At 73.6% G+C, this 14,080-nt stretch carries 15 protein-coding genes; 9 read left to right on the top strand and 6 right to left on the bottom strand.

Annotation, left to right across the window (positions count from 1 at the left end; translation table 11 throughout):
• Both GTW08_RS21740 and GTW08_RS21735 read left to right on the top strand, forming a co-directional pair.
• The coding region (locus tag GTW08_RS21740) for a Rieske (2Fe-2S) protein (RefSeq protein ID WP_161152460.1) at positions 1-351 on the top strand (351 nt) is incomplete at its 5' end.
• Positions 352-785: 434 nt separating this feature from the next.
• Complete coding sequence (locus GTW08_RS21735) at positions 786-926, top strand: hypothetical protein (RefSeq protein ID WP_161152459.1); 141 nt, start codon at positions 786-788, stop codon at positions 924-926.
• Here the strand turns inward: GTW08_RS21735 and GTW08_RS21730 are convergent.
• The gene (locus GTW08_RS21730; protein ID WP_073575704.1) at positions 913-2,388 is read right to left on the bottom strand and encodes an aldehyde dehydrogenase; all 1,476 of its coding nucleotides are present in this window, start codon (positions 2,386-2,388) and stop codon (positions 913-915) included. The genes GTW08_RS21735 and GTW08_RS21730 overlap by 14 nt on opposite strands.
• Positions 2,389-2,483: 95 nt before the next feature.
• Here GTW08_RS21730 and pcaD point away from each other — a divergent pair, with 95 nt between their 5' ends.
• Positions 2,484-3,251, top strand: coding sequence for a 3-oxoadipate enol-lactonase (gene pcaD / locus GTW08_RS21725; protein WP_073575705.1), 768 nt, complete (start codon positions 2,484-2,486; stop codon positions 3,249-3,251).
• Positions 3,252-3,330: 79 nt separating this feature from the next.
• On the opposite strand, the gene GTW08_RS21720 is transcribed toward pcaD, so the two are convergent.
• The gene (locus GTW08_RS21720; RefSeq protein ID WP_237454052.1) at positions 3,331-3,915 is read right to left on the bottom strand and encodes a CGNR zinc finger domain-containing protein; all 585 of its coding nucleotides are present in this window, start codon (positions 3,913-3,915) and stop codon (positions 3,331-3,333) included.
• Between the two features lie 40 nt (positions 3,916-3,955).
• Between GTW08_RS21720 and GTW08_RS21715 the strand changes: the two genes are divergently transcribed.
• Together GTW08_RS21715 and GTW08_RS21710 are read left to right on the top strand one after the other, a co-directional pair.
• Entirely contained in the window at positions 3,956-4,900 is a 945-nt protein-coding gene (locus GTW08_RS21715) for an EamA family transporter (RefSeq protein WP_161152458.1), read from the top strand.
• Between the two features lie 236 nt (positions 4,901-5,136).
• The gene (locus tag GTW08_RS21710; protein ID WP_304580121.1) at positions 5,137-5,343 is read left to right on the top strand and encodes a DUF397 domain-containing protein; all 207 of its coding nucleotides are present in this window, start codon (positions 5,137-5,139) and stop codon (positions 5,341-5,343) included.
• A 4-nt stretch (positions 5,344-5,347) separates the two neighbouring features.
• Here the strand turns inward: GTW08_RS21710 and GTW08_RS21705 are convergent, their stop codons facing one another.
• The gene (locus GTW08_RS21705; protein ID WP_161152457.1) at positions 5,348-6,205 is read right to left on the bottom strand and encodes a helix-turn-helix domain-containing protein; all 858 of its coding nucleotides are present in this window, start codon (positions 6,203-6,205) and stop codon (positions 5,348-5,350) included.
• Positions 6,206-6,449: 244 nt separating this feature from the next.
• On the opposite strand from GTW08_RS21705, the gene GTW08_RS21700 reads away from it, so the two are divergent.
• Complete coding sequence (locus tag GTW08_RS21700) at positions 6,450-6,650, top strand: hypothetical protein (protein WP_073575710.1); 201 nt, start codon at positions 6,450-6,452, stop codon at positions 6,648-6,650.
• A gap of 32 nt (positions 6,651-6,682) precedes the next feature.
• A complete protein-coding gene (locus GTW08_RS31175) occupies positions 6,683-6,976 on the top strand; it encodes a hypothetical protein (RefSeq protein WP_073575921.1) in 294 nt (97 codons plus the stop codon).
• Positions 6,977-7,013: 37 nt separating this feature from the next.
• Here the strand turns inward: GTW08_RS31175 and GTW08_RS21695 are convergent, their stop codons facing one another.
• Complete coding sequence (locus GTW08_RS21695; RefSeq protein WP_073575711.1) at positions 7,014-7,700, bottom strand: DsbA family protein; 687 nt, start codon at positions 7,698-7,700, stop codon at positions 7,014-7,016.
• A gap of 148 nt (positions 7,701-7,848) precedes the next feature.
• On the opposite strand from GTW08_RS21695, the gene GTW08_RS21690 reads away from it, so the two are divergent.
• Both GTW08_RS21690 and GTW08_RS21685 read left to right on the top strand, forming a co-directional pair.
• A complete protein-coding gene (locus GTW08_RS21690) occupies positions 7,849-10,158 on the top strand; it encodes a heavy metal translocating P-type ATPase (RefSeq protein WP_304580122.1) in 2,310 nt (769 codons plus the stop codon).
• 120 nt (positions 10,159-10,278) lie between these two features.
• Positions 10,279-10,587 (top strand): hypothetical protein, encoded by a 309-nt coding sequence (locus GTW08_RS21685; protein ID WP_161152456.1) that lies wholly within the window; start codon positions 10,279-10,281, stop codon positions 10,585-10,587.
• A gap of 13 nt (positions 10,588-10,600) precedes the next feature.
• Here the strand turns inward: GTW08_RS21685 and GTW08_RS21680 are convergent, their stop codons facing one another.
• Positions 10,601-12,637, bottom strand: coding sequence for a cytochrome c oxidase assembly protein (locus GTW08_RS21680; protein WP_083658634.1), 2,037 nt, complete (start codon positions 12,635-12,637; stop codon positions 10,601-10,603).
• A gap of 105 nt (positions 12,638-12,742) precedes the next feature.
• The coding region (locus GTW08_RS21675) for a serine/threonine-protein kinase (protein WP_161152455.1) at positions 12,743-14,080 on the bottom strand (1,338 nt) is incomplete at its 5' end.

Here is a 14,080-nt window from a genome sequence, read left to right as displayed (position 1 = left end):
GCGCCCGCACCGACCACCCCCGCCCCCGCGGCGGCCGCCCCGAGCAGCAGCACCGCCGCGGCACCGGCCGGCATCGCCGCCGTCGACGACGTCCCGGTCGGCGGCGGCCGGGTCTTCGCCGAGCAGAAGGTCGTCGTGACCCGCCCGGACGCGGACACCGTCCTGGCGTTCGACGCGACCTGCCCGCACCAGGGCTGTCTCGTCGACCAGGTCTCCCCGGCCGGCATCTCCTGTCCCTGTCACGGCAGCCTGTTCGCCGTCTCCGACGGGGCCCCGCTCGACGGCCCCGCCCAGGCCCCGCTCACCTCGCGACAGGTGCGGGTCGAGGGCGGGCAGGTGGTCCTGGCCTGACCGGCAGCCCGCGGGACCGGCCCCGGCCCGGCGGACCCACACCGTCGTGATCGTCGCGGGTCGGAGCTCTGCCTGCGCGATCGCGTTCGCGTTCGCGTTCGCCCGGGAGAGCGGCCGCCCGCTGAGAGCCCCGCGGGCGAACGACGGACTCGGCTGGTCCCGACGGCCGAACGCATTCCCATCCGTCGCGCTCGCGGGTCCGTCCACCGGTCGGGGTCTCAGCTCGCGAACAGCGGCCCCCGTCGGTCCGTAGCGTGCGGTCCGCACCGGTTCCGTGGCCGCTCCCCGACTTCCGCGCCGCGCGACACGTCGCCGGATCCGGCGACGCTCCCCGTCGCCGGACCCGCGCGTCCTGGCCGCGGTGCCGGAGGACCGCCGTGCCCGGGACCTCGACCCCGGGCACGGCGGTGCACACCGCCGACGGAAGGCCCCCCATGAGCACGTCCGAGACCCGTACCGACACCCCCGCCGCCCGCGTGCCCGCCCCGCGTCGTGCCGACCGCGGCGAGCGCTGGACCGAACGGCTGGGTTGGGAGGAGTCCCCGGACCGGGAGTCCCGGGTCAGCCGAGGGTGAACGGGTCGCGGGTGCCGCCGGACAACTCCACCCACACCGACTTGTTCTCCAGGTACTCCTCGACGGCCGCGACGCCGTTCTCCCGGCCGAGCCCGGAGTGCCCGAACCCGCCGAACGGGACGCTCGGCGCCACCACCCGGTAGGCGTTGATCCACACCGTGCCGGCCCGGATCCGTCCGGCGACGCGGTGCGCCCGGTGCACGTCCTTCGTCCACACCGCGCCGGCCAGGCCGTACGGGGTGTCGTTGGCCAGCTTCACGGCCTCGTCCTCGTCGGTGAAGGTGAGTGCCGCGAGCACCGGGCCGAACACCTCCTCCCGGTAGACCGTGGACTCGGGCGTCACCCCGGTGATCACCGTCGGCTGCACGAAGTAGCCGCCCAGCCCGGACTCCGCGGCCCCGCCGTAGGCGATGGTGTTGCCCTCCGCCTTCGCCGTCTCCAGGTAGCCGAGGACCTTCTCGTACTGCGGCCCGTTCGCGACGGGGCCCATCTCGGTGTCCTCGGCGTTCGGGTCGCCGAGCGCGATGGTCGCCGCGCGCTCGGCGATGAGCCGGACGAGCTCGTCGTGGACGTCGGCGTGCACGATCAGCCGCGACCCCGCCATGCAGGTCTGGCCGGTCGCGGCGAACACGCCGGCGATGACCCCGTTCGCGGCCGACTCCAGGTCGGCGTCGGGGAACACGACCTGCGGGGACTTGCCGCCCAGCTCCAGGGTGACCTTGTTCAGGTTCGCAGCGGCCGCCTTCGCGATCGACCGCCCGGTCGCGGTGGAGCCGGTGAACGCGACCTTGTCGACGCCCGGGTGCCCGGCCAGGTGCGCGGCGGTGTCCCGGTCGTTCGTGGTGACGACGTTGACCACACCGGCCGGGATCCCGGCCTTCTCGATCAGCTCGGCCCACTTCAGCGTCGAGGCGGGCGAGTGCTCCGACGGCTTCACGACGATCGTGCAGCCCGCGGCCAGCGCGGGCGCGACCTTCCAGGTCATCAGCAGCAGCGGGGAGTTCCACGGCGTGATCGCCGCGACGACGCCGACCGGCTCCTTGCGCGTGTAGACCAGGTAGTTCGGGTTCGGCGCCGGGATCTGGCGGCCCTCGATCGTCGGGGCGATCCCGGCGTAGTAGTGGTACCAGCCGCCGAGCCCGCTCAGCTGGCCGATCATCTCCCGGTACAGCTTCCCGGAGTCGTTGACCTCGGTCCGGGCCAGCGCCTCGGCGTTCTCGGTGATCAGGTCGCCCAGCCGGCGCAGGCAGGCGGCGCGGGCGAACGGGGTCATCGCGCCCCACTCGCCGTCGAGCGCGGTGCGGGCGGCGGCGACGGCGGTGTCGACGTCGTCGGGGCCGCAGTCCGGCACGGTCGCCCATGGCGCTCCGGTGAACGGGTTCTGGGTCTCGAAGGTGCGGCCCGACGCCGCGTCGGACGGCTTGCCGCCGATCAGCATCCTGAAGGTCTCGAGCTCGGCCATGGACGGTCCTCTCTCCAGCGGCTCCGGTGGCGCACGTCCTCGCCGGTGACCCTACGAACCCGGGCCGCGATCCGCAGCCGGTGCAGGATGGGCACATGGCACTCGATCTGCACCATGTCGTGGACGGTCCGGCCGACGGACCGGCCGTGCTGTTCGGCCCGTCGCTGGGGACCGACCTGCACCTGTTCGACGCCCAGGTGGCGGCCCTGTCCGACCGCTTCCGATGCGTCCGGTTCGACCTGCCCGGCCACGGCGACTCGGCCCCCGTCACCGGTGACCTCACGATCTCCGAGCTCGGCCGCGGCGCGCTCGCCGCCGCCGACGCCGCCGGGATCGGGGACTTCCACTACGTCGGCGTCTCGATCGGCGGGGCGATCGGCCAGTGGCTCGGCGTGCACGGTGGGGAGCGGGTGCGCAGCATCGCGGTCCTGGCGACGGCGGCTCGCTTCCCGAACCCGGACTCGTGGCCGCAGCGCGCGGCGACCGTGCGGGCCGACGGCACGGCCGCGATGGTCGGCTCCCGGCCCGGGACCTGGTACGTCGAGACCTGGGCGCAGCGCGACCCGGCCGGTGAGCGGCGGCTGCTGGACATGCTGCGCGCCGCGGACGACGAGAGCTACGCCGCCTGCTGCGCCGCCATCGGCGCCTTCGACATCCGCGCCGAGCTGGGTGCGGTCTCGGTGCCGGCGCTCGTCGTGGCGGGGGCGGACGACCCGGCGACGCCGCCGTCGTCGCTGCACGAGATCGCCGACGCGATCCCCGGCGCCCGCTACGCCGAGGTCGCCGACTCGGCACACCTGCTGAACTACGAGCGCCCCGACGAGGTGAACGCCCTGCTCACCGAGCACCTGCCCGGCAGCTGACGTCGATCAGTACCTGAGTGCGGTCCCGACCGGGGCGCACCGCGCTCAGGTACTGATCGACACGGCGGGGGACGGGGTGTCAGGGCGTCCGGGTGGCGCGGCGGGCGCGGTAGGCGGCGACGTGCGCGCGGTTCGCGCAGTTGCCGGTGTCGCAGAACCGCTTGGACCGGTTGCGGGACAGATCGACCAGCACGGCGTCGCAGTCCTCGGCGGCGCAGCGGCGCAGCCGGGACAGATCGTCGCCGCGTACCAGGTCGACGACCGACATCGCGATCTCCGCGCCCATCCGGTCCGCGAGCGGCGCGTCCTGGGGCGTGACGTGCAGGTGCCAGTCCCAGCCGTCGTGCCGCGCGAGGTGGGGGCGCGCGTCGGTCTCGGCGAGGATCGCGTTGACCAGCGTGACGGTGCCGTCGCGGTCGGGGCCGTCGTCGTCGCCGTGGGCGGGCCACAGCCCGGCCAGCCGCTCGCGGAGCGCACGGACGGCCCGGCGCTCGTCGTCGGAGCCGGAGCGGCGCCCCGAGTACGGCTGCTCGGCCAGCCACGCCGCGAAGCCCGGCACGTCGTCGAGCGGGTCCGGCTCGGCCCGACGGGTGTTCACCAGCGCCGCGGCCGCCGCGAGCAGCACCTGGGTGTCATGGGCGAATTCCATGTTGACCCCTGACATGGTCGGTTCCTAGTGTCAGGAGTCTATGGGTGCTTCGGTCGTGACACGGGATCACATGGTCCGCGGGCTGATGTGGGCGCTGGTCTCGGCCGCCGCGTACGGCTTCTCCGGACCGCTCGGCGCGGCGTTCCTGGAGGCGGGCTGGTCGCCCGGGCTCACGACGCTGCTGCGCATCGCGGGCGCCGCCGTCCTGCTGCTCCCGGTGACGGTCGTGATGCTGCGCCGGCACCCGCTCAGCGCGCCGAACGCCCGCAAGGTCCTGCTCTACGGCCTGGCCGCCGTCGCCGGTGTCCAGCTGTGCTTCTTCCAGGCGTTGCAGCACCTGTCGGTGGGCGTCGCGCTGCTGCTGGAGTTCCTCGCGCCCGTGCTGCTCGTCGGCTGGACCTGGGCGCGGACCCGGCGCACCCCGGCCGCGGTGACGCTCGTCGGCTGCCTGGTCTCACTCGCCGGGCTCGTGCTGGTCGTCGACCCGTTCGGACCCCAGCGCGTCGACCTGACGGGAATCCTGTGGGGCCTCGGCGCGGCGGTGTGCGTGTGCGTCTACTTCGTGCTGCCCGGCGGCGACGACGAGGGCGGCGTCCCGCCGCTGCTGATGATCTCCGGGGCGATGGTCGTGGGTGCGGTGACACTCACAGTGACCGGTCTGCTGGGCATCACACCGTGGCGGGTGGGGGAGTCCAGCGGCCGGCTGGCGGGGGTCGACGTGTCCTGGCCGGTGCTGCTGGGGATGCTCGTCGTGCTCGCGACGGCGCTGCCGTACCTCACGGGGATCATCGCCATCCGACGGCTCGACACGCGCGTCGCCTCGTTCGTGGGGTTGTCCGAGGTGATGTTCGGGGTGCTGGCGGCCTGGGTGCTGATCGCGCAGGTGCCGACCCTGGTCCAGGTGGGTGGTGGGGTGCTGATCCTCGGGGGGATCGTGCTGATCCGGCGGGCGGAGAACCGGGTCGCGGCGACGCCGAGTGAGATCGCCACCCAGGGCTGACGGGGCAGAGCGCCCGTGGATCTCGCACGTCGGGACCTGTTGCGTTCCCGGCGGAGCAATCATCAACCTGGGCTTCGCGGCTCGTGATTCGACGCTGTTCGGTCACGGAATCTGGATCCACCCGATCGTGTCTCCGGGGTGCGTGGGGCGTGTGATGCACCACCCACTAGCCTCGACGCGGATTTGACCTGCGTGGGTGCCCAGCGGGTCGTGGGATCGAACGAATCGAGATTGTCGTGTCGCTGCCCGGCCGCTTCCGAACCAGCTCGTTCTGCCTCGACGGCGGCTGTGTCGCCGTGGCGCCGACAGGCGACGGGCGCGTTGAGATCGCTTCGACGCTGGATGCCAGTGCTACGCCGATCGCATTCACGCGGGCGGAGTGGGATGCCTTCGTGGCCGGCGTCAAGGTCGGCGAGTTCGACTCGCAGGTCCTGCACCCCTGAGCGTTCAGCTCGCCAGGTCCGCGAGGTAGTCGCGGCTCGCCTGGGGGGACAGTGCTCCCTGCAGCACGTCCGACCAGATCGATCGGTATGTGTCTACTTCGACCGGTGTGTCGAAGTAGGCGTCGTGACCGGTGCTCTCCACATTGACGACGGTCCAGTCCGATGTGGTCTCGCGAGGCTCGAAGATCGCGAAAGTGCTCACCGCCCGCGTGTACCCGGCGGTGAACGGGAGGATCTGGACCTCGATGTTCGGCTGCTCGGCGCGCTCCAGGATGTGTCGGACCTGCCCGCGGAGAACTGCACGATCGCGACCTCGGTGCAGCGCGCTCTCGTCCATGACGGCGTGCAGGATGAGGGGCGGGGCGTCCTGGCGAGCGGGATCCACCACTGCCTGCCGGCCGATTCGGATCTCGACCAGTCTGTCGAGCTCGGCCGGAGATGCCGCGGGAAACGCATCGGACAGAATGCCGCGCGCGTAGGCCTCGGTCTGGAGCAGGCCTGTGATCGGTGTGCTGAACATCAGCTCGGAGGCCGATTCGGCCTCGAGCGAGATGAACATGTCGAGATCGGCAACGGCGACAGTCGAATTGAACGGTTGCCACCATCCGGGTGACTTTGCGTCGGTTGCCCACGACAGGAGCTGCTCTCGTGATTCGGGCGAGGCATCGTAGATCTCCAGGAGATCCCGGACGTCGCGGTACTTGGGTTCCACCTGACCCGTCTCGATGCGCGAGAGCTTCGACGCCGACATCTCCAGAAGCTTCGCGATGTCGCCCAGTTGCTTCTTCCGGCGCACCCGAAGTTGTTTCAGGGCCCAGCCGAGACGTCGGCGAATGACGACGGGGCCGTGTGTCACGGTCATCCCGACCTCCTCGTGATCACGAGCGTGTCGAGCGTAGCTCCGGACCACCGTAGCCATCCTGCAATTGCAGACGAAGTCTTGCATTTTGACCTGGTGCAAGTAGCCACTCGCACCGCATACTCGACTCCCAGATCCTGGACAGCGGTCACCACCGCTGAAGGGGGTGCGCCATGCACGACCATGACGGCACCACACACGGTCCCGAGATCCCCACCCCGCCGCACCGGAGCGGAGGTGGCACACCATGACCACCTCGCTGATCGTCGTCGGCGGAGTCCTCGCCCTCATCTGGTTCTCCGTGCTCATCGGTATGTCGGTGGACACCGAGAACCAGCGACGGCAGTGGAAGCGGATCGCCGCCGAACGCCGGGACCGCTGGGAGGAACGGCAGCTGCTCCTCCGCAGCTGCCCCCGGCTGGACTGTCCGCTCCGGCGCCCCGGCTGACCGGCAGGCCCGGGCCCGAGGGGAGCGCCGTGATGCAGGTCGTCGACCACGAGCCGCACGCCTGGTTCCTGCTGCGCGACGACGCCGGGACCTACCTGGACGTGAACTGCTCGCACGGCCCGGTCGGGTACTCGGTGCTCCTGGAACTCGACGACGACGAGCGGCGGGCCCTCGACGGGGGCGGACGCGGCTACCTGGACGATCTCGCCGCGACCGTCGCGTACCGGGTCCGATCGCCGTTCCGGGACCGCGACCTGACCCGCGCCCGCGGCCACGAGGTGACCGCGGCCGTCGCTGCGTGGCGCTCCGGTGGCGCGACGGACTGAGCCGTGTGGCGCTCCGGTGGCGCGGAGGACCCGGGCCTCAGCCCGCGGCGACCGCCTGCGCGACGGCCTGCGGGGTCGCGTCGACCTGGGTGCCGTCGACCTTCACGGTCGGAGTGCCGGACACGCCGTCGCGCAGCGACTGCTGGGTGAGCTGGGTGACCCACGGCGCGTAGCGCTGGTCGTCGACGCACTGGGCGAAGTCGCCGCCCGCGCCGACCTTCTGCCCGAGCGCGACCAGCTGCTCGTTCGGGAGCCCGGCGCCGCCCTCGGCGGGCTGGTTGTCGTAGAGCTCCTTCTCGAACTGCGGGAACACCCCGGCCGCGGCGGCGCATCCGGCCGCGGCGCCCGCACGGGTCGAGTACCGGGTCGACGACGCCCGGTCCAGGATGGCGATCGGGTGGTAGACGATCTTCGCCTGGCCCGAGGACACGATCTGGTCGAGCGTCTGCCCGGCCTGTGCCTCGAACTGCTTGCAGATCGGGCACTGGAAGTCGAGGTAGATGTCGATCGTCTTCGGGGCCGCCTCGTTGCCGACGGTCACGCCCTGCGCGGACGCGTTCGCCGGGACCGCGATCCCGCCGCCGGAGTTCTTCCAGTAGACGCCGACACCGACGACCGCGGCGAAGGCCACCACGACGATCAGCGCGATCACCGTGAACTGCGACGGTCCCTCCCTCGCGGTGAGCGGGTTCTTCGCCGCCGCCTTCCGCTTCCCGGTGGCCATCAGGGTTCCTCCTCGGACGTCCGCGTACCCCACTCCCGACGACCAGTTGTACGCCCTGTCGCCCCGCAACGGTTCGGCGGGGCGCCGGTCCGCCGCAGGTCAGGGGCCCGGGTGGCGGATCTTCGATCGCGTGTAGAACCATGGGGTCGTGAGTACCGACAGCGCCGTGGACCGGACCGTGGGGGAGACGGACGTCCGTACGGTCGAGCTCAAGATCGACGGCATGACCTGCGCGGCCTGCGTCGGACGGGTCGAGCGCAAGCTCGGCAAGCTCGACGGCGTCGACGCGACCGTCAACCTCGCCACCGAGCGCGCGCTGGTCCGGTACCCGTCGGCGACCCCGGTCGCGACCCTGGTCGAGACGGTCCGCAAGGCCGGCTACGGCGCCACCGAGATCCGCCCGACCGACACCGGCGACGAGGCCACCTCCGACGACACCGCGCTGCGCCGGCTGCGGACCCGGATGGCCGTCGCACTCATCCTGTTCATCCCGCTGGCCGACCTGTCGCTGGCGATGTCGCTGGTCCCGTCGCTGCGCTTCCCCTACTGGCAGTGGGTGGTCGTCGCGCTGGCGCTGCCCGTCGTCGGCTGGGCGGCGTGGCCGTTCCACCGCACCGCCGTGCTGAACCTGCGCCACGGGACGACGTCGATGGACACCCTCGTCTCGCTCGGCGTGATCTCGGCGTCGGCCTGGTCGCTGGGGGAGATGGCCTTCCTCGACACCCGGCAGACCCTCACCGGGTGGGACGCGGTGCTGCACCCGTCCGGCCCGCTCTACCTCGAGGTCGCCGCCGGGGTCACGACGTTCGTGCTGGCCGGGCGGTACTTCGAGGCCCGCGCCCGCCGTACCGCCGGGCGTGTCATGCGCTCGCTCGCCGCGCTGGAGACCGACGAGGTCACCGTCCTGTCCGGGGGGACGGAGTCCCGCATCCCCGTGCGACGGCTGCGGGTGGGCGACCGGTTCCTGGTGCGGCCGGGCGAGCGGGTCGCCGCCGACGGCGTCGTCGAGACCGGGCGGGCCGCCGTCGACACGAGCGCGATGACCGGCGAGCCGGTCCCGGTCGAGGTCGGGCCGGGCGACGCCGTCACCGGTGGCACGATCGCCGCGGGCGGGCGTCTGGTCGTCGTCGCCGAGCAGGTCGGCGCGGACACCCGGCTCGCGCGGATGATCGCGGCCGTCGAGCGCGCGCAGACCGAGAAGTCCGCGACGCAGCGGCTGGTCGACCGGGTGTCGTCGGTGTTCGTGCCGGTGGTGCTGGCGCTGGCGCTGCTCACCCTCGGGGGCTGGCTGCTGGCCGGCGCCGGCTGGGCCGGTGCGCTGGCGCCCGCGATCGCCGTGGTGATCATCGCCTGCCCCTGCGCGCTGGGGCTGGCGACGCCGACCGCGCTGATGGTCGCGACCGGCCGCGGCGCCGAGCTGGGGATCTTCGTGAAGGGGCACCGGGCGCTGGAGACCACCCGGGCCGCCGACACCGTCGTCCTCGACAAGACCGGCACCCTGACGACCGGGCGGATGGCCGTGGTCGAGGTCGCCGCCCTCCCGGGTACGGACGCGGCGCGGCTGCTGGCCCGCGCCGCCGCGGTCGAGAGCGGGTCCGAACACGCCATCGCCGCCGCGATCCGGGCCCACGCCGGACCGGACGTCCCGGCGGTGGAGGACTTCGTCGCGCTGCCCGGGCTCGGCGCACGCGGCACCGTCGACGGCCGCACCGTCTCCGTCGGGCGTCCCCCGGAGGACACGGGCGCGCTCGCGTCGCGCCTCGCGGAGTGGGAGGCGGCCGGGCACACCGTCGTCGCCGTGCACGTCGACGACGCCCTCGCCGGGCTGGTCGCGCTGGCCGACCCGGTGAAGGAGTCCGCGCCGGTCGCGGTGGCCGAGCTCGTCGCGATGGGGCTGCGCCCGGTGCTGCTGACCGGTGACCGGCCCGCCGCCGCGCACGCCGTCGCCCGGGCCTGCGGGATCACCGAGGTCGTCGCCGGGGCGCTGCCCGACGGCAAGGTCGACCACGTCCGTGCGCTGCAGGGGCAGGGCCGCACCGTCGCCATGGTCGGCGACGGCGTGAACGACGCCGCCGCGCTCGCCGCGGCCGACCTGGGCATCGCCGTCGGCTCGGGCACCGACGTCGCCCTGGAGGCCGCCGACGTCGTGCTCGTGCGCGACGACCTGCGCGTGCTCCCGGCGACCGTCGAGCTCGCCCGCGCCACGATGGGCACCATCCGCGGGAACCTGTGGTGGGCGTTCGGCTACAACACCGCGGCGATCCCCATCGCGATGGCGGGACTGCTGAACCCCCTGCTCGCCGGGGCTGCGATGGCGCTGTCGTCGTTCCTGGTCGTCACCAACAGCCTGCGGCTGCGGAAGGCGGCGAGCTGGGCCGACGGCACCCTCGGCGGGACGCGCACCCCGGTCGGCGAGGAGTCGACCGACTACGTGGAGCCCACGGTCCACACCCCCTGACGGGTCCCCACACCCGTCGCAGCGGGTGTGGACGGCCGCCGGAGGGGGTGGGCGGGCGCGGTCGTCGGAATACGGCGACCCGTCCCGCGGCTGATCCGGGGGTGACCGCACCCCTGCCCGATGCGATCGACACCCGCCTCGACCGGATGCCGGCCGGTCGGAGTGGCAGCTGCGGCGGTCCCGCTGCTCCCGGGTGACCGACGGCGCGACGGCCACGGTGCTCCGCGACGCCACCGGGTCCGTCTTCCTGCACGAGGGCCGCGCCCCGGTCCGCACGACGACCGGCTGCTGGACGACCGTCGCGGCGGGGAGCTCGTCCTGGTCCCGCGGCCGGGGGACCAGAAGGTCCGCGGCGAGGACGGGGCGGACCTCGCCGCCGTCTGTTCGCCGGGCCTGACCCGGCTGAGGGCGATCGCCGCGACGGCGTGAGCGCGACCGGCGCTCAGCCGCCCCGGCGCATCTGCTCCAGCATCGCGTTGTAGGCCTTCAGCTCGGCGTCGTCGTCCCGCTCGGCCTGCCGGTCCTTGCGGGCCGCCTCCCGGGAGTCGTCGCGCGACCACTGCACCACCAGCGTGACCATCACCAGCAGCATCGGGATCTCGCCCGTCGCCCAGGCGATGCCGCCGCCGGTGCGCTGGTCGTCGAGCAGGTCCAGCCACGGCAGCCCGACCTGGCGGTAGAAGTTCTCCCCGAGCACCGTCGAGGAGCTCATCACCGCGACGCCGAAGAACGCGTGGAACGGCATCGTCGCGAGCATGACCGCGAGCCGCCCCAGGTGCGGCAGCCGGTGCGGGGCGGCGTCGACGCCGATCAGCGGCCAGAAGAAAAGGTAGCCGGCCAGCACGAAGTGCAGGTTCATCAGCTGGTGGGTCCAGTGGAACCGCAGCGCCCCGTCGAACAGCGGGGTGAAGTACAGGACGTAGAACGAGCCGACGAACAGCACCGCCGCGAACGCCGGGTGGGTCATGACCTTCGCGACGCGCGAGTGCACCGCGGCGAGCAGCCACTCCCGCGGGCCGGGTGGGTTGCCGCGGCCCGCCGGGCGCAGCACCCGCAGCGCGAGCGTGACCGCGCCGCCGAGGCTCAGCAGGATCGGCGCGAGCATGTTCAGCGTCATGTGGCTGATCATGTGGACGCTGAACATGGACGGGGAGTAGAAGCCCAGCCCCGACGACGTCGCCAGCAGCAACGTCGCGCAGCCCAGCAGCCAGGCGACGGTGCGCCCGACCGGCCACACCACCCCGCGGGACGCGAGCCGGCGCACGGCCACCAGGTACAGCCCGGCCAGCACCAGCGCACCGGTGCCGAACAGCAGGTTCCAGCGCCAGTCGGTCAGCACCGTGAGCGCGGAGAACGGTCGGACGATGTCCCAGCCGATCAGGGTCTGCAGTGCCGAGTCGTCGGCGACGACGAACCGCGGCGGCACCAGCCGGATGCTCGCGACGCCCAGCGTCGCCACCACCGCCCCCAGCGCCGCGACCACCGGCAGCAGCCGGCCCGGGACCGGCCCGCCCGGGGCGGCGACGAGCCCGCGGACCAGCAGCGCGGTCAGTGGGACCAGGGCCGCGAGCAGCACCGCGACGACCACGGCGACCTGCACGTAGGCCGACCCGCCGAGCGGCCCGGCGTCGGTCACCACCAACTGGAAGACGATCTCACCGGCCAGGTACACGACCCCGCCGACGGCGAGCAGCCCGCGGACCCGGCCCACGGTCCGTCCCTCGACGACGCCGCCGTGCGCGCGGAATGCGGCCAGCGCGGCGACCAGCCCGAGCCAGGCGGTCCCGGCGACGGCGCGCAGCACGTTCGCGTCGCCGCTCCAGTCGTGCCCGGCTCCGGTCGCGGCCGGGTGGACCGCGGCGGGTATCGCCATCGCGCACGCGGCGACCAGGCCGAGCGCGGCGACGGCCTTCCAGCTCAGCGAGAACGCCGCCCCGAGGGCGACGAGCAGCAGCAGCGCCCCGGCGAGCGCCCAGCCCAGCGGCTCCTCGATCGTCGCGGCGGCGCCGAGCCACCCGAACGGGCCCACCGACGCCAGGACACCGGGGGAGTTGCCGGTCATGTCGGCCACCGACAGCCAGCCCGCGGCGATCGCCGACACCCCGGCGACGGTGGCGGCCAGGGTGCCCCGGCGCAGCGCGCGGTAGCCGTGGACGTCGACCGTCCCGGACCTCTGCGGCGCCGCGACCAGGCCGCCGACCAGCAGCGACCCGGCGGCGAGCGCGGTCGCGGCGACGGCCAGGACCTTCGCGACGACCGTCGCGGCCTTCAGGCCCGGCTCGGGCACCGGCAGCCCGCTCTGCCGCCAGAAGCCGTCGTCGCCGATCGAGACGGCGACCGCGACGCCGGCGCACAGCAGCACCAGGGCGACCGTGAGCGCGGTCAGGAGGGCACGACGGTCGCGCCGCGCCGGCACCGCCGGTGCGGGCTGCGCACCACCGGCCGCATCGGTCGTCGCCTGCTCCGTGCTCGCGCTCACCGAGAACCCCTCCGCAGGTGGTCACCGGGCACGTACCGCGCCCGTGTCACCTCCGATGGTCCCCGCCCGGCCCGGCGCGCGCCGCACCGGGTCGGACGGGTCACGTCAGTTCCCGGTGATCCCGGACCACCAGCGCTGGATCGACTCCCAGAAACCCTGCGCGTCCTGACCGATCTGGCCGGGATCGGGCAGGTTCGACGGCAGCGACGGCAGCTCGCTCGGCAGCGACGGCAGGTTCGACGGGAGAGAGGGCAGACCCGACGGCAGACCCGGGATGTTGCTCGGCAGCTGGATGCCGCCGTCGTTCTCGCTGGTCGGGGCCTCGGTCGTCGTCTCGGTGGTGGGCGGTGCGCTGGTCTCGGTGGTCGGCGGGGCCTGGGTGTCGGAGTCGCCGTTGCCGAACAGCAGGAACCCGAGGAGCAGCACCAGCAGCGCGACGACGAGCGCGCCGATCGCGATCCACTTGCCGATCCCCGACGAGCCGAGGTCACGCGGCTCCGGCTCCGGCTCCGGTGCGACGACCGGCGGAGCGACGGCGGCCGGCTCGGAGAGGATCTCGGCGACGCGGCGGGCGTCCGGACGTCGCTGCGGGTCGGTCGCGGTGGACCGGTCGATCGCCGTCCGCACCGGTTCGGGCACGTCCGCGGGCACCACCGGGGCGCGGTTCACGCGCTCGGCGGCGCCCTGCAGCCCCTGGCCCTGGTACTCCTGCCGCCCGGTCCAGGCCTCCAGCAGCACGAGGCCGAGCGCGTACACGTCGGTCGGCGGCCCGACCGGTCGGCCCTGGACCTGCTCAGGCGACAGGTACGCCGGTGTCCCGATGATCTCGCCGGCCGCGGTGTGGCCGTCGGCGCCGAGCAGGGCGGCGATGCCGAAGTCGGCGAGCCGGGCCCGGCCGTCGGAGTCGACGAGGATGTTCGACGGCTTGATGTCGCGGTGCGTGACGCCCTGCGAGTGGACGTAGGCCAGGGTCTGGGCGACCTCGGTGCCGATCCGGCGGATGTCCTCGGGCGGCAGGTCCTCGCGGGCGATGACGTCCTTGAGCGTGGGCCCGTCGACGAGCTCCATGACCAGGTAGGCGCGGTCGGCCTCGACGGCGAAGTCGTGCACCGCGACCAGCCCGGGGTGGCGCAGGTTCGCCATGACCTGCGCCTCCTGCTCGAAGCGCTGGTCGGCGCTCGGGTCGTCGGCCGCACCGAAGATCTTCACCGCGACCGGCCGGTTGAGCCGGGTGTCGGTGGCCCGGTGCACGTCGGACATCCCGCCCTGGCCGAGCAGCCCCTCCAGCCGGTACCGGCCGCCGAGCAGCTCGGGCTCGGTGATGGGAGCGGGCATCATCCGGGTCGCGTCCGGGCGCGACGGGCGCGACGCGCCGTGGGCGGCGGTCGGCGGGGCGCCGAGGTGGTGGGTCGGGGCCTCGCCGGGCCCGAGGCGCCGGGTGCC

The sequence above is a fragment of the Pseudonocardia sp. SID8383 genome (assembly GCF_009864975.1).
In the GTDB taxonomy this organism is placed as follows: domain Bacteria; phylum Actinomycetota; class Actinomycetes; order Mycobacteriales; family Pseudonocardiaceae; genus Pseudonocardia; species Pseudonocardia alni.
This window is presented reverse-complemented; position numbering and strand designations above follow the sequence as displayed.